This window comes from Brevundimonas sp., assembly GCF_036677305.1.
Taxonomy (GTDB): domain Bacteria; phylum Pseudomonadota; class Alphaproteobacteria; order Caulobacterales; family Caulobacteraceae; genus Brevundimonas.
On the sequence record NZ_JAKFEB010000086.1, the window covers coordinates 1 to 19,552 of the forward strand.

Sequence of the window (19,552 nt, forward strand, 5' to 3'; positions counted from 1 at the left end):
CGCTCGCCGATCTCCTTCAGCGCATGCGCCATCTCCAGCGCATGCTGGCGGCTTTCCAGCTGGCAGGGGCCGGCGATGAAGACGATCCGCTGACCGCCGCCGATGCTGACGGGGCGCTTCAGGCCTTCCTTGATGTCGATGACGGCGTTTGGCTTGGACAAGGCAGGCTTCCCGGATTTGCGGTGGCGACGCGCGGTTGATGCCGCGCCCATGCGGCGATCAGGTGGCGTCTGGCGGCGAGGTTCGCAAGTTATCAGGCGCCCGCCCGCATGGCCACCGAGGGCGGACAGGGCCCTTGCCGACACCGGTCTCCATTCCAATGTTCGTATTTGGCGCGGATCGATGGATCCACAGCCGATGCTTCACCGTAGTTCCGAGTCTCGATCCGGTCATACAGGAGCAGACATCAATGCAGACGGCTGTGACGCCCGCCGGGGCCGGAAGATCCGTGTCCCGATCAGGCTTCAGGGGGATTGACGCCCGTCCGGCGTGCATTGGAAAGTCCCGTTCATGACGTCGGTCACCGCCGAGCGGAATGAGGCAGGCGCCCGCACCCCCCGCGGGTTCTCGTTGCTGTTGCGCCTTCTGGCGTCAAACTGGACCTTCGGTCGCCTCACGGTGCTGCTGCCCAACGGTGAGACCCATCAGCTGGAAGGCCCCCAGCCCGGCGTTTCAGCGATTTTCGACATCAAGGACTACCGCTTCGCCCGCCGCGTCCTGGCCTCGGGCGATATCGGCTTCGCCGAGGGCTATATGGCCGGCGAATGGGAGAGCCCGCACCTCGCCGCCCTGCTGGAGTCCTTCGCCAACAACTACGATCACATCCGCCGCCTCGTCGACGGACACCCCGCCATGAAGGCGGTCCACTGGGTCTCGCACCGGATGAACCGCAACAGCCGCAAGGGCTCGCGCAAGAACATCCACGCCCACTACGACCTCGGCAACGCCTTCTATGCCTCCTGGCTCGACTCCTCGATGACCTATTCCTCGGCCCGGTTCGCGCGGGCCGGCATGGCGCTCGACGCCGCCCAGCGCGAGAAATACGCCTCGCTCGCCCGGCTGATGGACCTGCAGTCGGGCCAGTCGGTGCTCGAGATCGGTTGCGGCTGGGGCGGCTTCGCCGAATTCGCCGCAAAGGAGGCCGGGGCGCGCGTGACGGCGGTCACCATCTCGCAGGAGCAGTACGACTTCGCCCGGCAGCGCATTTTCAACGCCGGGCTTTCGGACCGCGTCGACATCCAGCTGATCGACTACCGCGACGTCGAGGGCGCCTTCGACCGCGTGGCCTCCATCGAGATGTTCGAGGCCGTCGGGCTGGAATACTGGCCCGCCTATTTCGGCAAGATCCATGATGTGCTGAAGCCCGGCGGCAAGGCGGGCCTGCAGATCATCACCATCGATGACGATCTGTTCGGCGGCTACAACAAGCGCACGGACTTCATCCAGAAATACATCTTCCCCGGCGGCATGCTGCCGTCCGAGGAGGCGCTGAAACCCGTCATCGACAGCGCCGGGCTGGAATGGCGCACCATCGAGCGGTTCGGACAGGACTATGCCGAAACCCTGAAGCTCTGGGACGAGCGCTTCCAGGCGGCCTGGGGCGACATCCGCCGCATGGGCGGCTTCGACGAGCGGTTCCGGCGGCTGTGGCGCTTCTATCTGGCCTATTGCGAGGCCGGCTTCCGCTCGGCGCGGACCGACGTGGTACAGCTGGTCCTCGCGCGCGGCTGACCAGCGCGCTCCGGACGGCTCCCATGACCGACACCTCGCCCCTGATCTCGACGCAGGACCTGGCCGCCCGCCTGGGCGATCCCGGACTGCGCCTCGTCGATGCGAGCTGGCATCTGGACGGCCGCGACGGACGGCCGGATTTCGAGGCGGCGCGCCTGCCCGGCGCCGTCTTCTTCGATCTCGACGCCAGTTCGGATACGGCCAGCCCCCTGCCCCACATGCTGCCGTCTCCGATCGCCTTCGCCGCGCGTATGGGCAGTCTGGGGATTTCGGATCGGGACGCCATCGTCGTCTACGACACGGTCGGCATCCGGTCCTCCGCACGGGCGTGGTGGATGTTGCGCGTCATGGGCGCCGCCCAGGTCCGGGTGCTGGACGGCGGCCTCCCGAAATGGATCGCTGAGCGTCGCACGGTCGAGCATGGGCCGTTCGCCGGACGCGCTCCCGCCGTCTTCTCGCCCCGACCCGACGTTGAGGCCGTGGCCGCGCTCGCCGATGTCCGGGAGGCGCTGGCCAAGGGCCTGCAGGTGCTCGACGCCCGTTCCGCCGGACGCTTCGACGCCCGCGAACCCGAGCCCCGCGCCGGCCTGCGCCCCGGACATATGCCAGGCGCGCTGAACCTGCCCTTCCCGGCCCTGCTTGAGGCCGACGGGACGATGAAGCGCGGCCCGGCGCTGGAACAGGCGTTCCGCGACGCCGGCGTCGATCCGGATCGCCCGGTGATCACCACCTGCGGATCCGGCGTCACGGCCGCCATTCTCAGCCTGGGCCTGGCCGCGCTCGGCAAGCCGTCGCGCCTCTACGACGGCAGCTGGGCCGAATGGGGCGGCCGGCCGGACACCGACATCGCCCCCTAGCCGTCCTGTCAGACCGGCGGCGCGACCGGCTCCGGTCCCGCGATATGCGCAGGCACATCGACCTCGCCGCGCGACACCACCGTCGCCGCCACGAGGTCGCCCGTGACGTTCAGCGTCGTCCGGCACATGTCCAGGAAGCGGTCGACGCCCAGGATCAGGCCGATGCCCTCGGCCGGCACCCCGACCATGGTCAGGATGAGGGCGATGACCGGCAGCGATCCGGCCGGCACGCCCGCCGTGCCGATACCGCCCAGGATGCAGACCAGCATCACCACCAGCTGCTGCTGCAGGTTCAGGTCGACGCCGAAGAACTGGGCCAGGAAAAGGACCGTCACCCCCTCGAACAGGGCGGTGCCGTTCTGGTTCGCCGTGGCGCCCACCGTCAGCACGAAGCGCGAGATGCGGCGCGGCAGCATCAGCTTTTCTTCCGCCGCCTTGATGGCGATCGGCAGGGTGGCGTTGGACGAGGCCGTGGAGAAGGCGACCACGAACGGCTCGCGGACCCCGTTGGCGAACTTCAGCGGGTTCATGCCGCCGAAGATCCAGACCAGCAGCGGATAGACGATGAACATATGGATCGCCATCGCGCCGACGGCGACGCCGGCGTAGGCGCCCAGCCGCACCAGCAGGTCCCATCCGAACACCGCCGACAGGTTGAACATCAGGGCCGCGATCGCGAACGGAGCCAGTTTGATGACCAGGTTGATCAGCTTCATCATCACTTCCAGCAGCCCCTGCAGGGCGTTCTGGAGCGCGTCGGTGGCGGGGCTCTTGGCCATGACCATGCCGATGCCGAAGATCAGGGCGAAGACCATCACCGGCAGGATCTGGTTCTCGGCCGCGGCCGTGACGACGTTCGACGGGATCATGTCGAGGAAGAACTGGCCGGCCTCGATCGACTTGGGCGCATTGCCGACGATGGCCGAGGCCCCGTCAGCGCCCTGGGCCAGCAGTTGCTGCGCCAGCACCGGATCGACGCCGTCGCCGGGGCGGAACCAGTTGACCATGCCCAGGCCGATGCCGACGGCGATGGCGGACACGATGATGGTGAACATCAGGGTCTTGAAGCCCACGCGGCCCAGCGACTTCAGATCGCCCATCTCGGCCACGCCGACCGCCAGCGCCGCGAACAGCAGGGGCAGGACCAGCATGAACAGCAGGCGAAGGAAGATCTGTCCGACCGCCTGGATGATGTCCATCACCTCGGGGATGACGGTCTGGCCGGTCAGGTTGACGTAAAGCCCGCCCCCCAGGCCGACCACGAAGCCCAGCAGCATCCAGAGATAGAGCGGCACGCCGCCCTTTTTTGTCGTTTCCATGCGTTCCCCCGGCCCCCGGCCGATGTCGTTATCTGAAAGGCAGGGCGTAGATCAGGCCGCCCGGCGTTGCGTTCCATTGTGCGTTAAGCCCGCGCGTCAGGTCGAGAGATGATTCCGTCCCGACATTGCGAGCGAAGATTTCCCCATAGTTTCCCTCGGCCTCGATGGCCGACTTCGCCCAGTCGCGGCGCAATCCCAGCATGGCGCCGACGTCGCCCTCGGTCCCCAGGAGCCGTCGCACGCGGGGATCGCGCGAATCCTCGGCCATGTCGCCGGCATTGTCCTGCGTCACGCCCAGTTCCTCGGCCAGGATCAGCGCATTCAGCGTCCAGCGGACGATCGAGGTCCAGGCCTCGTCCCCGCGTTTGACGGCCGGGCCCAGCGGTTCCTTGGAGATGACGTCCGGCAGGATGGCGTGCTGTTCGGGGTTCGACAGGGTGGTGCGGGCCGCGGCCAGCGCCGAAATGTCGGCGCTGAAGGCGTCGCAGTCCTCTCGCCCGTAGGCCGCGCGCGCCGCTTCCTCGTTGGCGGTGATCACCGGCGTGTATTCCAGCCCTCGCGCCCGGAACCAGTCGGCGACGTTCAGTTCGGACGTCGAGGCCCGCTGCACGCAGATTCGCGCGCCGTTCAGCTCCGCCGCGCTGGCCAGGTCCAGCGACCGCCGCACCAGGAAACCCTGGCCGTCGTAATAGTTGATCCCGGCGAAGCGCACCCCCTCCCGCGCCTCCCGCGTCAGGGTCCAGGACGTCGAACGCCACAGCACGTCGATCCGCCCGCTGCGCAGGGCCTCGAAGCGCTGGCTGCTGGTCAGGGGTACGAAACGCACCGCATTGGCGTCGCCCAGTACGGCCGCCGCGAGGGCGTGGCAGAAGTCGGCGTCGAAGCCTCGCCACTGGCCGCGGTTGTCCGTGAAGGCGAAGCCGATCAGTCCCTCGTGCACGCCGCAGTTCAGCCGGCCGCGCCGCTTGATCGCGGCCAGGGTCGCACTGGCGAATTCGGGGGCGGCGACGTCGGTCTGGGCGCCGGCCTCGGCGCTGTCGTCCGGTCCGGCCTGCCGGTCGCTGCGGCCACAGGCGACGAGCGTCAGCATCGCGACTGCGATCGCTGTGATCACCACCGGGCGCGCCCTCGAACCTGTCCTCATACCGCCTCGCCGAAGTCTCTCGGACCTTGCGCCCCGGCTCGCTTTAGAGGCCTTTGGAGGCTGAACCGCAAGCCTTCCCACGGCCCCGAATGTCCGACCGCAGCGACCGCACCCGACTGATCGCCTCCGCCACCCGGCGCGGCCGTGGCCGCCGCCCGGTCTCGCCGCCCGTCGAACGGGCCTCGACCCTGCTGAACGACGCGCCTTCGGACATGCGCGACGCAGGCCTGGGTCCGGTCTACGGTATCGAGGACCTGGGCGCGGCCCGGGAACTGCGCGCGGTCCTGGCCGATCTCGAGGGCGGAACCGACGCCTTCCTGGTTCCGTCCGGCCTCGCCGCCGTCACCGTGCCCCTGACGGCCCTGCTCAGGCCCGGCGACGAGGTGGTGACCACCGACGCCGTCTACGGCCCCACCCGCCGCTTCCTGATGCGGCACATGAAGGCGCGCGGCGTGACGACCGTCTTCCACGCGCCCGACGCCTCGACCGACGACGTCCTGGACCGTCTGACCGACCGCACGCGCGTCCTGCTGATCGAATCGCCGGGCTCGCTGACGTTCGAGATGCTGGACGTCCCCGCCCTCGCCGCCGCGTGCCGGGACCGGGGCGTCCGCACCGTCATGGACAACACCTGGGCCGCCGGCCTGGGCTTCCGCCCGCTCGCCCGTGGCGTCGACGTCAGCGTCCAGGCCGTGACCAAATACGTCGGCGGCCATTCCGACCTGCTGATGGGCTCCATCGCCGTCGCCGACGCCGTCGTGGGCCGCACAATTCACGAAACCATCGAGGACCTGGGCTGGCGGGTCTCCGCCGACGACGCCTGGCTGGCCCTGCGCGGCGTCCGCACCCTTCCGCTCCGCTATGAGGAACAGGCCCGTTCGGCGATGACCGTGGCGACCTGGCTTCAGTCGCGCCCCGAAGTCGCCGAAATACTCTATCCCGCCCTGCCCGGGTCGGTCGGCCACGGCCTCTGGCGCCGCGACTACGCGGGCGCCGCCTCCCTCTTCGGCGTCGTCATGCAGGGCGGCGACCAGGCCGCGGCCCACGCGCTGATGTCCGCGCTCGAACTGTTCGGCCTCGGCTATTCCTGGGGCGGATTCGAGAGCCTGATCACCCACGAGACCGGCCAGCTTTCCGGCCGGCGAAATCCGCCCGTCCTGCCCGGCGAGCTGTTGCGCCTCCACGTCGGGCTCGAAGATCCCGCCGACCTGATCGCCGATCTGGACGCCAGCCTCGCCGCCTGGCGCGCCGCCGTCAGTTGAGCTTCGCGCGCGCCGCCTTCAACTTCGCCTTCAGGGCCTCGCGCGCCTTCGACTGACTCCTCGCCAGCGCTTCCGCCTCGCGCTCCAGCTCCGCCCGTCGCGCCTCCAGCGTTTTCGTCTGTCCGGCCTGCGCCGCGTCGAGCTCCGCCAGTTCCTCCTCCAGCAATTCCACGCGCGCCCGATCCTTCGCGCTCGGCCCGCGCCGCCTCTCCGCCTTCGGAGCCCGGGTCTTCTCCACCCTGCCGATATCGACGGACAGGCCGCGCTCGATCAGTTCGCCCGGCGCCTTCAGCGCGGCCTCCCTGTCCGGTCCTTCCGGGGCCTCGACAGCCGAACCGTCCTTGAACAGATCCCGCGTCACGCCCCACGCTTCCAGGGCCTTGGCCCGCGACGGAGTCGCCACGGTCCAGGAGTGGAAGCCGTCGGAATAGGAAAAGACCTTCAGGGCGCGCGCCATGACCTCTCAACGGTCAAGCTCCGGCGAGGTTCAGTCCAGCATGATCCACGTCGGCGCATGGTCGCTGGCCCGCTCCCGCCCGCGCACGTCGCGATCCACCCCCGCGTCGCTCAGCCGCGCGGCCACGCCGGGGCTCAGCAGCAGGTGATCGATGCGCAGTCCCGCGTCCCGTTCCCACGCCTGCCGGAAATACTGCCAGAAGGTCCACGGCGGCGGATCGTGCGGAAACCGCTCCCGGATGGCGTCGGTCCAGCCCTGCTCCAGCAACCGCGCATACGCCGCCCGGCTCTCGGGCTGCAGCAGGGCGTCCTTCTTCCACGAGCGGCTGTTGTAGATGTCCGCCTCGGTCGGCACGACATTGTAGTCGCCGGCCAGCACCACCGGCGCCCCGCTGGCCAGCAGGTCCTCCGCATGGGCGATCAGCCGCTCGAACCACGCCAGCTTGTAGTCGAATTTCGGACCCGGCTGCGGATTGCCGTTCGGCAGGTACAGCGAGGCGATCAACACGCCCTCCACCGCCGCCTCGATATAGCGGCTCTGCCCGTCACCCTCGCCGCCCGGCAGGCCGCGCCGCGTCACCACCGGCTCGGAACGGGACAGGATCGCCACGCCGTTCCAGCGATGCTCGCCCTGCCACAGGGCGTGATAGCCCGCGTCGCGAATGGCCTGCGCCGGAAACTGCGCGTCGGTCGCCTTCAGCTCCTGCAGGCAGGCCACGTCCGGCCGCGTCTCCTCCAGCCACGCCAGCAGGTTCTGGAGCCGGGTATTGACGCCGTTAATGTTGAACGTCGCGATCCGCATCGCTGCTCAATGCTCGAACGGCGAAGCTGGTTCAGGGATGGCGCGCCCAGCAGGACTCGAACCTGCAACATCCCGCTTAGAAGGCGGGTGCTCTATCCGGTTGAGCTATGGGCGCCCGGGGCTCAAGTAGCGCGAAGCGCGATAGCCGAACAAGAAGGCGGCTCAGGTAGCGCGAAGCGCGATAGCCGAACAAGAAGGCGGCTCAGGTAGCGCGAAGCGCGATAGCCGAACAAGGAGGCGGCGAAGCGCGGGAGCCGCAGCCTGAATCAATGCGTCCAGGGCTGCTTGCGGAAGGTGGCGAAATTGTCGGCGTAGGCCTTGAGGATCACGGGCGGGTCCTGCGGCTCCTGAAGACGGAACGGAATGCCGTGCCGCTCGGCATAGGCCACCGCCTCCTCGGACGTGTCGAACGTCAGGCGCACCTGACCGTTCATGTCCGAAGAACTGGTCCAGCCCATCAGCGGATCAATGGTTCGCGCCGAGGCGGGCTCGAACTCCAGACGCCATTCTCTCGCCGAGGCCTTGCCGGACTGCATCGCGGTCTTGGCGGGGCGGTAGATGCGGGCGAGCATGGCGGTTCTCATCTGGCTAGGCGACTGGCCGACAACGCGCTCAGGTAGCGAGCGACCGCGTCGCGAGCGTTAGCGCCCTCAAATATGGTCGGAGTGAGAGGATTCGAACCTCCGACCCTCTGGTCCCAAACCAGATGCGCTACCAGGCTGCGCTACACTCCGGCGGCGGGATTTGACACACTCGACGCCGCGCCGCAACGCGCCCGGACGGCTTATTCTGCAAAGAAGGGATGGCGGACCCTGTCGCCCGCCTTGGCCCCGATCTCATCCGCCCGTCCGGCCCGCAGCTCCAGCACGCCGCTGGCCGGTCCGTTCGAAGGCAGGACCTCGTCCGACTGGGGCGCGGCGTTCTTCACGATCGAGACGATCCGCCCCCGCGGGTCGATATAGATGATGTCCAGCGGGCTCGGCGTATTGCGCATCCAGAAGCCGCGCTCGGCCACGTCGGGGAACTGGAACAGCATGCCGCGGTCGTCCGCCAGGGGATCGCGGAACATCAGGCCGCGCTGACGCTCGGCCTCGTCGTCGGCGATCTCGACCATGAATTTGTGCTCGCCGGTCGCGGTGGTGATGGTCAGGGGTTCCAGCGGATTTCCATTCGCGTCCTTGGGCGTTCCCGCCCCGGCGCACGCGGCCAGCACGACGCCGGCGAACAGGACGGCCAGTATTCCACGACGTAGCATCACTCATCCACCCTCATGGGGCGGAGATCATCCGCCCGGTCTGATTTCCGCGACGACCAGACCCTTGGGCCCCTCGGCGAACCGCACCGCAACCGTCTCGCCCGGCAGCAGATCATCCAGTCCGCAGCGCCGCAAGGTCTCGACGTGGACGAAGATATCGCCGGGCGCGCCGTCGCGCACCACGAATCCGTAGCCCTTGGTGCGATTGAACCATTTGACGACGGCGGTCTCCAGCGGACCGCCCGACCCGGTCTCGCCCTCGGCGATCCGCGCCGCCTCGTGCTGGCGCAGACCTTCGTAGCCGGAGCGCTTCGGCGCAGGGGCCAGATCCGGGTCGCCCTCGCCCAGTTCGTGCACCTCGGTAACCTGCCAGCCCTTGGGCCGGCGCGCGCAGTCGCAGGTGATGGGAGCGCCTTCGGGGGCCGTGTCCCGCCCGGCGTCGCGCAGGCTGGAGACGTGCAGCAGGACGTCCTTCATGTCGGTCAGACTGGGATCGTCAGGCACGATGAAGCCATATCCCTTGCCGGGATCGAACCACTTCACCCGGCCAGCGATGCGCACCGCCTCGACCGTCCCAACGCCCTCGTAGTCAGACACAGCCTTCCCCCTGCCCGCGACCCGAGCGGACGGCGCTTATTTAACACGGTTCTGTGAAGCGCAGAAAAGCAAAAAACTCCGGTTTCCCAAGAATGGGACAAATTCCGGTCAGCGAAGCCTGCCGGCCTCGTTCAGAAGCGCCTGAATCTTCTGCGTCAACTCGGGCGCACGATAGGGTTTTCCGATCATCGCCAATCCGCCGTGGTCGTTGGCCCGGTCGGCCCACCCGGTGGTCAGCAGCACCGGAACGCCCGGCTGAAGCCTCAGCACCTCGGCGGCGAGGGCCGCGCCGTCCATGGAGCCCGGCATGACGATGTCCGTGAACAGCAGATCGAACTCCAGCCCCTCCAGCACCATGGACAACGCCTCGTCCGCGTCGCCGGCCTGGTGCACCTTGAATCCCGCGTCCTCGAGAAGGGTGACCCCCATCAGCCGCACATCGGCATTGTCCTCGACCATGAGGATGGACGCACGCACGTCGCCGACGGGCAGGTCGCGCGACGGGACAGGGGCGTGGTCTTCGGACATTTCAATCAACCGGCTGCCCCTTGCGTCCGAACACCGGACACACGTTCAACGCGCCAGACCCTGAAAGGCTCGGCGCCGCGACGGTCGATGGGGAAAAGGGGAAGCTCCGCGTGGCAGTCCCTAGGGGAGTCGAACCCCTCTTTTCAGGTTGAAAACCTGACGTCCTAACCGATAGACGAAGGGACCGCTGCGCGGAGAGCGGGCGATATAGCCGCCGATTCCGGACGGTGCAACCCTGTCCGGTCCCTTTTTCCGTCGCGGCGCAAAGGGCTTACGCCATCCGCGGATCGGCCACGTCCTCGATCTCGAATTGAACGCCCTTGCGGCCGTTCCAGTCGTCGGCCTTCAGCCGCCCCGCCACGCTCAGCCCGCCCTGCCCCGACAACAGCGACTGCCCGCCCGGCAGGTCGGCGCAACGCCAGCTGATCGCCTTGACCGAGGCCCCGTCCGCCCCGACCAGCCGGCAGCGCACATGGCCGCCGTTCATGGCCACGGCGTCCCGCACCGAGACACGCTCGAGGGCGAACAGCGGTTCCGGATTGGCCGGCCCGAACGGCGCCAATTGCTCGAACTGTTCGAACAGGCCGCGCGTCGCCGCGCCCGGATCGATCAGGGCGTCGATCTCGACCAGGTCCAGCGCATCCGCCGCCGCCTGCTCGCCCGCCATCCGCTCGTTGAGGAAGTCGCGCAGCCGCCCGATGTCGTCGGCGCGGACCGTCAGGCCGGCGGCCATGGCGTGCCCGCCCCCGGCCATCAGCACGCCGCTTTCCCAGGCCGCCTGCACCGCCTTGCCCAGGTTCATACCCGGCTGGGACCGCCCCGAGCCCTTGCCCACGCCGTTCACCGCATCGACGCCGATGACCACCACCGGCTTGCGCCAGCGCTCGCGCAGCCGCCCCGCCACGATGCCGACCACGCCCGGATGCCAGTCGTCGCCCTCGATCACCACCACGGCCGAGCCGTCGGCGTGGGCGCCCGTCGCCTCGACCATGCGCGTGGCCTGATCGGTGACCTGTTTCTCGACCTCGCGCCGCGCGATGTTCAGCGCGTCCAGCTCCTGCGCCAGCGCGGCGGCCTCGACGGGATCGTCGGTCGACAGCAGGCGCGCGCCCAGGTCCGACTTGCCGATCCGCCCTCCGGCGTTGATCCGCGGCCCCAGGATGAAGCCCGCATGGTTCGACTTGGCCGGCCCCGGCTCGGCTCCTGCCGCCGCCAGCAGGGCCCTCAGCCCCGGATTGGCCCATTCCGACATCCGCCTCAGGCCGAGGCTGGTCAGGGCCCGGTTGAAGCCCGTCAGGCCGGTGACGTCGCAGATCGCGCCCATGGCCGCCAGATCCAGCCACTGGCGGATGTCCGGCTGCTCGCGCCCCTCGAACAGGCCGCGTCCCCGCGCCTCGCGGTTCAGCGCCGCCAGCAGCACGAACACCACCCCCGCCGCCGCCAGGTTGCCCTGCCCCGAGTTGCACCCCGGCCGGTTCGGATTGACCACGGCGGCGCAGACCGGCGGATGCTCGCGCATCATGTGATGGTCGATGACCACCACCTTCAGCCCGATCGCCGCCGCATGGGCCACGGCCTCGTTCGCCGCCGCGCCGCAGTCCACGGTGATGACCAGATCGGCGCCGGACCCCTTCAGCGTGTCGAAGGCCCGGGCGCTGGGGCCATACCCCTCGGTCATCCGGTCCGGCACATAGATGGGCAGGTCCGCGCCCATGGCCCGGAACCAGCGCACCAGCAGAGCCGCGCTGGAAGCTCCGTCCACGTCATAGTCGGCGAAGACATGGATCGACGCCTTCGCCTGCAGGGCGTCGAGGATCGCCCCGGCCGCAGCATCCATGTCCATGAAGCTGGACGGATCCGGGAACAGCGCCTTCAGCGTCGGCTGCAGGAAGTCCGCGCCCTGGTCGGCCCGCACGCCCCGCGCCGCCAGCGCCCGCGCCAGCGGCTCTTCCAGACCGAGGGTCTGCATATGGCTGCGGATCAGCCCCGCCTCGGCGGGCCTCTGCCGCCAGGCGCGGCCGGACAGGGAGCGGGACACGCCCAGAAAGGCTGGCGCGCCGCCCCCGTCGGCCATCAGAGGGGCCGGATCGTGCGGATGCGCTGGACCGTCCGCGTCGAGGAATCCATCACCAGCGTATGCGTCGAGACGAAGCCGTCGGCGACCCGGACGCCGTCCAGCATGGCGCCCTTGGTCACGCCCGTGGCGGCGAAGATGGCGTCCTTGGACACCAGCTCATGCAGGTCGTATTTGCGGTCGAAGTCGGTGACGCCCGTCTTGCGCGCCCGTTCCCGCTCGTCGTCGTTGCGGAAGATCAGCCGGCCCTGGAAATGGCCGCCGACGCATTTCAGCGCCGACGCCGCCAGCACGCCTTCCGGCGCCCCGCCCGAACCCAGATACAGATCGATGCCCGTCTCCGGCTCGGCCGTGTGGATCACGCCCGCCACGTCGCCATCGGTGATCAGCAGCACCCGCGCCCCGACCTCGCGCAGGGCCGCGATCAGATCGGCGTGGCGCGGCCGGTCCATGACGCAGACGGTGATGTCTTCCGGCTTCACCCCCTTGGCCGAGGCCAGGGAGCGGACATTGTCCTGGGGTTTCATGTCCAGATCGACCGTGCCGGGCGCGAAGCCCGGGCCGATGGCGATCTTGTCCATATAGGTGTCCGGCGCGTGCAGCATGCCGCCGCCCGGCGACATCGACAGCACGCACAGGGCGTTGGCCATGGCCTTGGCCGTCAGGGTGGTGCCTTCCAGCGGATCGAGGGCGATGTCGATGGCCGGGCCTTTGCCGGTGCCGACCTTCTCGCCGATGTACAGCATCGGCGCCTCGTCGCGCTCGCCCTCGCCGATGACGATCTTGCCGTCGATGTCGAGGCTGTTCAGCGCCGTGCGCATCGCATCGACCGCCAGCTGGTCCGCCTGCTTCTCGTCGCCGCGGCCGATCTGGGCGTAGCTGGCGATGGCGGCCAGTTCGGTGACCCGGGCGGCGTCGGCGGCGAGCGTGGATGCGTAGGGAGCCGAAGCGGCCATGAGCGTTCTCCTGAGACGATGATTCCCGGATTCTGCCGTCCGGGCGACTGTTCTATTGGACCGGTCGACGATCCACGGGCGGCGGGGCGCGGCCGCGTTCGCGGGTGCGCCGGACGAATTCTTCCATCTCGGCCTGGGTCTCGGCCGTCACCGGCGCGACCGGAACCGCATTGACCCGCGCCTGCACCTCGGCGGCGTAGGCGGCGGGATCGCCGGTTTCCTGCCAGTCGATGCGCGAGACCTCGCCGGCCAGCCCTGCATTGGTCACCCGCAGCGTATTGACCTGGGTCGCGATCGCCACGGGCTCGGGCAGCGGCTCGAGGCTCTTCGGGAAATCCTCCCAGCGGGGATACTCGCGATTCGCATCGACCAGCGCCTGCACGCGCGGCGCGATCGGTGAGCTCGCATCCGTCGCGGGGTCGAAAGCGCTCGTGACACAGGCCGTCAGCCCGCCCGTCAGCAGGACCGCCGCCGTCATCGCTGCGAATTTCCGGATTGGCGCGTTCATATCAGGGGCGGTCATATGCCATGATCGCCACAGGCGGAAGGGCGCGCGGCCCTTGCGACCGATCCAGACGATCTCCGGAGCTCTTCCCGAATGGCCAAGCGTCCGACCCCTCCGCCCGCAGACGCCGCCCCGCGTCCGCCGCGCAAGTCCGGCCGCCCGACCTCGGCCAAGCCGCCCCGTCCCCGCGCCGCGAAGGCTGCGCCGCCGCCTGAACAGCCCGAGCCCGCGGCTCAGGCCGCCGCCTCGCCCGCCGACGCCTTCGCCTTCCCCGGGGCCGACCAGCGCGAGATGCTCGAAACCCTGTCCATGAATCTGGCGAAGGCGGCGATGACGGCCCAGGCGGCCATCGCCGAGGCGGCCCTGTCCCAGGCCGACCGCCCCGCCGCCCTGTCGCCCGACCCCTTCAACGTCGGCCCGGCCATGAACTCGGTCATGACCAGTCTGGCCTCCCGCCCCGACAAGCTGTTCGCCGCCCAGGCCGACCTGTTCAACCGCTACATGGACCTGTGGGCCTCCACCACCCGCCGCGCCGCCGGCGAGGAGACCCCCGCCGCCCCCTCGAAGGACAAGCGCTTCAAGGATCCGGCCTGGTCCGAAAACCCCGCCTTCGACGTCATGCGCCAGTCCTATCTGGTCACCGCCGACTGGATGAACGGCCTCGTCTCCAGCGTCGAGGACGTCGACCCCCTGACCAAGCGCCGCGCCGAATTCTTCACCAAGCTGCTGACCGACGCCTTCTCCCCCTCCAACTTCCTCGCCTCCAACCCCGCCGCCCTGAAGGCGCTGGCCGAAACCAATGGCGAGTCCCTCGTAAAGGGGATGCAGAATTTCGCCGCCGACATGGAGCGCGGCGCCGGCAAGCTGAAGATCAGCCAGGCCGACTACGGCAAGTTCGAGGTCGGGGTGAACGTCGCCACGGCTCCGGGCCAGGTCGTCTGGCGCGACGAGCTGTTCGAACTGATCCAGTTCGACCCCGCCACCGACAAACAGCGCGCCACGCCCCTGCTGATCTTCCCGCCGTGGATCAACAAATTCTACATCCTGGACCTGCAGCCCGGAAACTCGATGATCCGCTGGCTGTCCGGCCAGGGCTTCACCGTCTTCGTCTGTTCCTGGGTCAATCCGGACGTCGACAAGGCCGGCTTCGGCTTCGACGACTATCTCGAGAAGGGCGTCTACCGCGCCGTCGAAAAGGCGCTCGAGCAGTCGCAGGCGCAGCACATCAACACCGTCGGCTACTGCATCGGCGGCACACTGATGGGCGCGGCCCTGGCCCATATGGCCGCAAAGGGCGACAAACGCGTCACCGCCAACACCTTCTTCGCCGCCCAGCACGACTTCGCCGAGGCCGGCGACCTGCTGCTGTTCACCGACGAGCACTGGCTGAACGAGATCGAGCAGCAGATGGACGCCGCGGGCGGCGTCCTGCCCGGCGCGGCCATGGCCGAGACCTTCAACGCCCTGCGCGCCAACGACCTGATCTGGTCCTTCTTCGTCAGCAACTATCTGATGGGCAAGGATCCGCCCGCCTTCGACCTGCTGTTCTGGAACGCCGACCAGACCCGCATGCCCAGGAAGCTGCACATGGACTATCTGCGCTCCATGTACGGCCAGAACCGCCTGTCGCGCGGCGAATTCACCATCGGCGGGCTCAAGGTCGACCTGTCGAAGGTGACCATCCCCCTCTATTTCCAGGCCAGCCGCGAGGACCACATCGCCCCGATGAACTCGGTCTACCGCTCGGCCCGCGCCTTCTCGGGCGCCGACGTGACCCTGACGCTGGCCGGCTCAGGCCATATCGCGGGGGTGGTCAATCCGCCCTCGGCCAATAAATACCAGCACTGGACCAACCCCGCCCTGCCCGCCACCCTCGGCGAATGGCAGGCGAAGGCGGTCGAACACCCCGGCAGCTGGTGGAACCACTGGGCCGAATGGCTGCATGACAAATCGGGCGGCTGGGTTCCCGCCCGCGACCCCAAAAAAGGCCCGCTTGCTCCGATAGAACCGGCGCCGGGGTCGTATGTGAAAGTGAAGTCTTGAAGCGTTTCGAACCGAACCTGCTGCTGGCCGTCACGACCGGCTGCGCCCTGCTGCTGGTCGTCCTCACCACCGTCATCTACGGCCCGCCGGTCGCCCTGCTGCGCAATCCGCTGCTGGCCATCATCTGCGCCGGCGGCTTCGTGCTGCTGAACCCGATGATGCTGCGGATGATGAAGATCGCGCCGCGCCCGCCGCTGATCCATGCCGACAGCCGGGGCACGGCCGCCTGGGCCACCGCCTTCCCGATGCTGGTCATCGCCGCCGCCGCCGTACCGGTCTTCTGGCCGGGACCCGACTACGGCATCCTCGTGCTCATCGCCTCGGTCTGGTTCGGCGCAACGGTGGAGTCAGCGCTCAAGGCCAACCGTCACGCGGGTTGAAATTTCAGCGCCACGCCGTTGTTGCAATAGCGTTTTCTGGTCGGACGCGGCCCGTCGTCGAAGATGTGCCCCTGATGCCCCAGGCAGCGGGCGCAGTGATACTCCACGCGCGGAAAGCCGATCTCATAGTCGGTCTTCGTCCCGATATTGGCGGCGATGACGTCGTAAAAGCTCGGCCAGCCCGTGCCGCTGTCGAACTTCCACTGCGACCGGAACAGCGGCAGGTCGCACCCCCGGCACAGGAAGGTCCCGCGCCGGTGCTCGTTGTTCAGCGGACTGCTTCCCGGCCGCTCCGTCACCGCTTGGCGCAGCACGTCATAGCTGGCGCGCGGCAGCCGCTCGCGCCATTGCGCATCGGTGATCCGCCGGAAGGGCGAGTTGGCGTACTGACGCTCGGACGCGTCCGCCGTCCCCGGAGAACAGGCGGACACCGCGCCCGCGCCGGCGGTCAGCAGCAGATGGCGGCGGTTCAGGGCGTGGGTCATAGCTGTAAGTACGTCGGCACAATGCCGGAGGTTTCAACCATAAACCCCGTGCATCCCCGCGAAGGCGGGGACCCAGGTTTGAACGGCTGGCAGACGGGTTGAGTTGACCGGCGCTCGTTCAGGCGCGGCGGCGAGGCCAAAGCCTGGGTCCCCGCCTTCGCGGGGATGCACGGAATTCGAGCGGCCGGTGACATCGGCCAAGGGCAGGGAGTCTCGTAGTCCTCCGAAAAAATGCGGACGGCGGGCCTTGCCGATCCGGCAACGCCCGCAAACGAGGTTTCGCGGAGTGGAGTTCTCATGTTCAACAGTGTCAAAGACCAGGCCCGGCGGGCATTTCACTATCTTGCACGGGCCTGCGTCAGAAACGGTCGTGGGCCGGATTTGCGACGAGCCGGCGCCTGTCAGGCGGGGCGGAAGTAGCGGATTATTGTCCCCGAAAGGGCGGGTTGGAGGGGGCGAGAGTCTCCATGACGAATCTGGTCAGCTCAGCCCCGTGCCCTCGTCCAGCCCCAGCATCAGGTTCAGGTTCTGCACCGCCGCGCCCGACGCCCCCTTGCCGAGGTTGTCCAGCAGGGCGACCAGCCGCACCTGCTCCCCGCCCCGGTCGCCGAACACATGCAGCCGCATCCGGTTGGTGCCGTTCAGCCCCTCGGGGTCGATCCCCGTCATGGCCTCGGTCGTCTCCAGCTCGGCCACTTCCACGAACCGCGATCCGGCATAGGCCTCCGCCAGCGCGCCATGGACCACCTCGACCGACGGCGACTTCGGCAGGGCCGCCAGCTGCAGCGGAACTTCGACCAGCATGCCCTGCAGGTACCGCCCCACCGCCGGCGCGAACAGCACCCGCCGCTCCAGTCCGGTGTGCAGCGTCATCTCCGGCACATGCTTGTGCTGCAGCGACAGGCCATAGGCGTGGAACGGCTCGGTCGTATGGGCCGAGCAGGTCTCGTCCTGATAGCGGATGATCATGTTCTTGCCGCCGCCCGAGTATCCCGACACGGCATTGACCGTCACCGGCCAGCCCGCCGGCACGATCCCCGCCGACACCAGCGGCCGGACCAGGCCGATGAAGCCCGTCGGATAGCAGCCCGGGTTCGACACCCGCGTCGAGCCCGCGATCTTCTCCCGCTGCCCCGGCGCCATCTCGGCGAAACCATAGGTCCAGGCCGGATCGACCCGGTACGCCGTCGAGGCGTCGATCACCCGCACCTTCGGACTGTCGATCATCGCCACGGCTTCCTTCGCCGCCTCGTCCGGCAGGCACAGGATCACGGCGTCGGCGGCGTTCAGCGCCTCGCGCCGCGCCCCCACGTCGCGCCGCCTGTCGCCCAGCAGGATCAGCTCCAGATCGGAGCGCTTCTCCAGCCGCTCGCGGATCTCCAGGCCCGTGGTCCCGGCCTCGCCGTCGATGAAGATGGTGTGGGTCATGTTTACTCCACGAAGCCCAAGGCGAGCATCACGGCCAGACCACAACCGGCCAGCATGGCCAGAAAGATGGCGGACATGATGAAAATGGAGATCCAGCCTGAAATCGTCAGACGCCACTCGGTGAAAGAGGATCCTATGACCCATCCGACCGTGAAAGCGATGAAGCTGAAAAGGGCAAATAAACCAACACTTGTGAGGATCAGGCTATCTTCGAAGCGATATCCCGCGACACTCGCTACAGAAAACGCCCACGCGATCACAAACCCGATCAGCAAACCACCAAATATGATCAAGATAGACCAATAGTTGGGTCCACGCTCCGCCCGGAATCTTTCGGGATCCAGAAGGAACTTGTTTGCGCCAGGCCCGCCGAGGAACATCGCCCAGAAGGCTCTTGCAAAATACTGGATCACCCACAGCCCGCCGACGACGATGGCCCAATCCTTCAACAGGTCACGAGACATTCTACCCCCAATAGAAAAAGGGCGCTCCGGTTTCCCGAAGCGCCCCCATCCATACCGTAGTGAAACGGCCTAGCGCTTCGAGAACTGGAAGGACTTGCGGGCCTTGGCGCGGCCGTACTTCTTGCGCTCGACGACGCGGCTGTCGCGGGTCAGGAAGCCGTGCGGCTTCAGAACCTTGCGCAGGTCCGGCTCGTAGTGGGTCAGGGCGTGCGACAGGCCGTGGCGGATTGCGCCGGCCTGGCCGGACAGGCCCGAGCCCTGCACGGTGCAGTCGACGTCGAACTGGGTCAGGCGGTCGGTCACTTCCAGCGGCTGGGCGATCATCATGCGCAGGATTTCGCGGGCGAAATACTGCATCTGATCCTTGCCGTTGATGGTGATCTTGCCCGAGCCGGGCTTGATCCACACGCGGGCGATCGCGTTCTTGCGCTTGCCGGTCGAATAGGCGCGGCCCTGGGCGTCCAGCTTCTGGACGTAGACCGGGTGCTCTTCGCCCGCGCCGGGGGTCTGCATGCCCTTCAGGGCGTCGAAGCCGGTGAGGGTTTCGGTCGGTGCGGTTTCCACGGCGGGCGTGTCAGCAGTCACGTCGGTCATGCTCAGACGCTCCGGGTGTTCTTGGCGGACGCCGACTTGAAGTCGATCGTTTCCGGCTGTTGGGCTTCATGGGTGTGCGCGGCGCCGGCGAACAGGCGCAGGTGCGTCATCTGCAGGCGAGCCAGCGGGCTCTCCTTGGGCAGCATGCGCTCGACGGCCTTTTCAAGCACGCGCTCGGGGAAGCGGCCGTTCAGGACCTTCTCCGGGGTCGTCTGCTTGACGCCGCCCGGGTGACCGGTGTGGCGGTAGTAGATCTTGTCGGTGTTCTTCTTGCCGGTGAACACCACCTTGTCGACGTTGGTGACGACGACATAGTCGCCGCAATCGACGTGCGGGGTGTAGTCGCCGCGGTGCTTGCCGCGCAGACGGTTGGCGATGAAGGTCGCGAGACGGCCCACCACGACGCCTTCGGCGTCGATATGGATCCACTTCTTCGTGACCTCGGCCGGCTTCAGCGCGACCGTGGTGCTCTTCAGCATGTTCGGGGTTCCCGGGAATAGACGAACGGAGTGCCCCTCCCGATGACCGGGATGAGCGGAAGGCGCGCTGATAGAGGATGGGCGGCGTGCGGTCAATGGGGGTTGATGCGCACCCATACCACTATCTCTATGAAAATGCTCAATTAATCGAATACGGTATTAAAATACCGCACCAATTCACCGTCATTCCGGG

General features: G+C 68.0%; 21 protein-coding genes, 3 tRNA genes and 1 pseudogene. 5 read left to right on the forward strand and 20 right to left on the reverse strand.

Annotated elements, in window-relative coordinates:
* Positions 1-212: pseudogene (locus V6M42_RS05030) on the reverse strand (hypothetical protein); the annotation flags it as partial.
* Between the two features lie 298 nt (positions 213-510).
* Here V6M42_RS05030 and V6M42_RS05035 point away from each other — a divergent pair.
* Together V6M42_RS05035 and V6M42_RS05040 are read left to right on the forward strand one after the other, a co-directional pair.
* Entirely contained in the window at positions 511-1,731 is a 1,221-nt protein-coding gene (locus V6M42_RS05035; RefSeq protein ID WP_332657720.1) for a cyclopropane-fatty-acyl-phospholipid synthase family protein, read from the forward strand.
* Between the two features lie 23 nt (positions 1,732-1,754).
* Complete coding sequence (locus V6M42_RS05040) at positions 1,755-2,588, forward strand: sulfurtransferase (RefSeq protein ID WP_332677590.1); 834 nt, start codon at positions 1,755-1,757, stop codon at positions 2,586-2,588.
* Between the two features lie 8 nt (positions 2,589-2,596).
* Here the strand turns inward: V6M42_RS05040 and V6M42_RS05045 are convergent, their stop codons facing one another.
* Both V6M42_RS05045 and V6M42_RS05050 read right to left on the reverse strand, forming a co-directional pair.
* Complete coding sequence (locus tag V6M42_RS05045) at positions 2,597-3,907, reverse strand: dicarboxylate/amino acid:cation symporter (protein ID WP_332657722.1); 1,311 nt, start codon at positions 3,905-3,907, stop codon at positions 2,597-2,599.
* Between the two features lie 28 nt (positions 3,908-3,935).
* A complete protein-coding gene (locus tag V6M42_RS05050; protein ID WP_332657723.1) occupies positions 3,936-4,997 on the reverse strand; it encodes an amino acid ABC transporter substrate-binding protein in 1,062 nt (353 codons plus the stop codon).
* Positions 4,998-5,140: 143 nt separating this feature from the next.
* Between V6M42_RS05050 and metC the strand changes: the two genes are divergently transcribed.
* Complete coding sequence (gene metC / locus V6M42_RS05055) at positions 5,141-6,313, forward strand: cystathionine beta-lyase (protein ID WP_332677592.1); 1,173 nt, start codon at positions 5,141-5,143, stop codon at positions 6,311-6,313.
* Here the strand turns inward: metC and V6M42_RS05060 are convergent.
* The 12 genes from V6M42_RS05060 to V6M42_RS05115 form a co-directional block, all read right to left on the reverse strand.
* Positions 6,306-6,770, reverse strand: coding sequence for a hypothetical protein (locus V6M42_RS05060; protein WP_332657725.1), 465 nt, complete (start codon positions 6,768-6,770; stop codon positions 6,306-6,308). The genes metC and V6M42_RS05060 overlap by 8 nt on opposite strands.
* Before the next feature lie 30 nt (positions 6,771-6,800).
* Complete coding sequence (locus V6M42_RS05065) at positions 6,801-7,571, reverse strand: exodeoxyribonuclease III (protein ID WP_332677594.1); 771 nt, start codon at positions 7,569-7,571, stop codon at positions 6,801-6,803.
* 38 nt (positions 7,572-7,609) lie between these two features.
* Positions 7,610-7,686, reverse strand: a tRNA-Arg gene (locus V6M42_RS05070).
* A 151-nt stretch (positions 7,687-7,837) separates the two neighbouring features.
* Positions 7,838-8,143 carry an ETC complex I subunit gene (locus V6M42_RS05075; protein WP_332657727.1) on the reverse strand — a complete coding sequence of 102 codons (306 nt, stop codon included), beginning with the start codon at positions 8,141-8,143 and terminating at the stop codon, positions 7,838-7,840.
* Between the two features lie 85 nt (positions 8,144-8,228).
* Positions 8,229-8,305 (reverse strand) — tRNA-Pro (locus tag V6M42_RS05080).
* 50 nt (positions 8,306-8,355) lie between these two features.
* A complete protein-coding gene (locus tag V6M42_RS05085) occupies positions 8,356-8,826 on the reverse strand; it encodes a DUF192 domain-containing protein (RefSeq protein ID WP_332657728.1) in 471 nt (156 codons plus the stop codon).
* 27 nt (positions 8,827-8,853) lie between these two features.
* Positions 8,854-9,423 (reverse strand): cold-shock protein, encoded by a 570-nt coding sequence (locus V6M42_RS05090; RefSeq protein ID WP_332657729.1) that lies wholly within the window; start codon positions 9,421-9,423, stop codon positions 8,854-8,856.
* 108 nt (positions 9,424-9,531) lie between these two features.
* Positions 9,532-9,951 carry a response regulator gene (locus tag V6M42_RS05095; protein ID WP_332677597.1) on the reverse strand — a complete coding sequence of 140 codons (420 nt, stop codon included), beginning with the start codon at positions 9,949-9,951 and terminating at the stop codon, positions 9,532-9,534.
* A 111-nt stretch (positions 9,952-10,062) separates the two neighbouring features.
* Positions 10,063-10,137: transfer RNA gene (locus V6M42_RS05100), tRNA-Glu, on the reverse strand.
* 85 nt (positions 10,138-10,222) lie between these two features.
* Positions 10,223-12,025, reverse strand: a complete 1,803-nt coding sequence (gene recJ / locus V6M42_RS05105) for a single-stranded-DNA-specific exonuclease RecJ (RefSeq protein WP_332677599.1) — start codon at positions 12,023-12,025, stop codon at positions 10,223-10,225.
* On the reverse strand, positions 12,025-12,981 hold the full coding sequence (gene glpX, locus V6M42_RS05110) for a class II fructose-bisphosphatase (RefSeq protein WP_332677602.1): 957 nt from the start codon (positions 12,979-12,981) through the stop codon (positions 12,025-12,027). Before glpX ends, recJ begins: the two co-directional genes overlap by 1 nt.
* Before the next feature lie 52 nt (positions 12,982-13,033).
* Complete coding sequence (locus V6M42_RS05115) at positions 13,034-13,489, reverse strand: hypothetical protein (protein ID WP_332657733.1); 456 nt, start codon at positions 13,487-13,489, stop codon at positions 13,034-13,036.
* 90 nt (positions 13,490-13,579) lie between these two features.
* Here V6M42_RS05115 and phaC point away from each other — a divergent pair, with 90 nt between their 5' ends.
* Together phaC and V6M42_RS05125 are read left to right on the forward strand one after the other, a co-directional pair.
* Positions 13,580-15,529, forward strand: a complete 1,950-nt coding sequence (phaC, locus tag V6M42_RS05120; protein WP_332677604.1) for a class I poly(R)-hydroxyalkanoic acid synthase — start codon at positions 13,580-13,582, stop codon at positions 15,527-15,529.
* Positions 15,526-15,909: a hypothetical protein gene (locus tag V6M42_RS05125; RefSeq protein ID WP_332677606.1), complete on the forward strand. Its 384-nt coding sequence runs from the start codon at positions 15,526-15,528 to the stop codon at positions 15,907-15,909. Before phaC ends, V6M42_RS05125 begins: the two co-directional genes overlap by 4 nt.
* Here the strand turns inward: V6M42_RS05125 and msrB are convergent.
* The 5 genes from msrB to rplM form a co-directional block, all read right to left on the reverse strand.
* Positions 15,897-16,394 carry a peptide-methionine (R)-S-oxide reductase MsrB gene (gene msrB, locus V6M42_RS05130; protein ID WP_332677608.1) on the reverse strand — a complete coding sequence of 166 codons (498 nt, stop codon included), beginning with the start codon at positions 16,392-16,394 and terminating at the stop codon, positions 15,897-15,899. The two genes, V6M42_RS05125 and msrB, sit on opposite strands and share 13 nt — an antisense overlap.
* A 480-nt stretch (positions 16,395-16,874) precedes the next feature.
* Positions 16,875-17,822, reverse strand: a complete 948-nt coding sequence (gene argC / locus V6M42_RS05135; protein WP_332677611.1) for an N-acetyl-gamma-glutamyl-phosphate reductase — start codon at positions 17,820-17,822, stop codon at positions 16,875-16,877.
* Between the two features lie 2 nt (positions 17,823-17,824).
* A complete protein-coding gene (locus V6M42_RS05140; protein WP_332657738.1) occupies positions 17,825-18,286 on the reverse strand; it encodes a hypothetical protein in 462 nt (153 codons plus the stop codon).
* A 69-nt stretch (positions 18,287-18,355) separates the two neighbouring features.
* Positions 18,356-18,880 (reverse strand): 30S ribosomal protein S9, encoded by a 525-nt coding sequence (gene rpsI / locus V6M42_RS05145; RefSeq protein ID WP_442880927.1) that lies wholly within the window; start codon positions 18,878-18,880, stop codon positions 18,356-18,358.
* 2 nt (positions 18,881-18,882) lie between these two features.
* Positions 18,883-19,359, reverse strand: a complete 477-nt coding sequence (gene rplM / locus V6M42_RS05150) for a 50S ribosomal protein L13 (protein ID WP_055830078.1) — start codon at positions 19,357-19,359, stop codon at positions 18,883-18,885.
* Between the last annotated feature and the right edge of the window lie 193 nt (positions 19,360-19,552).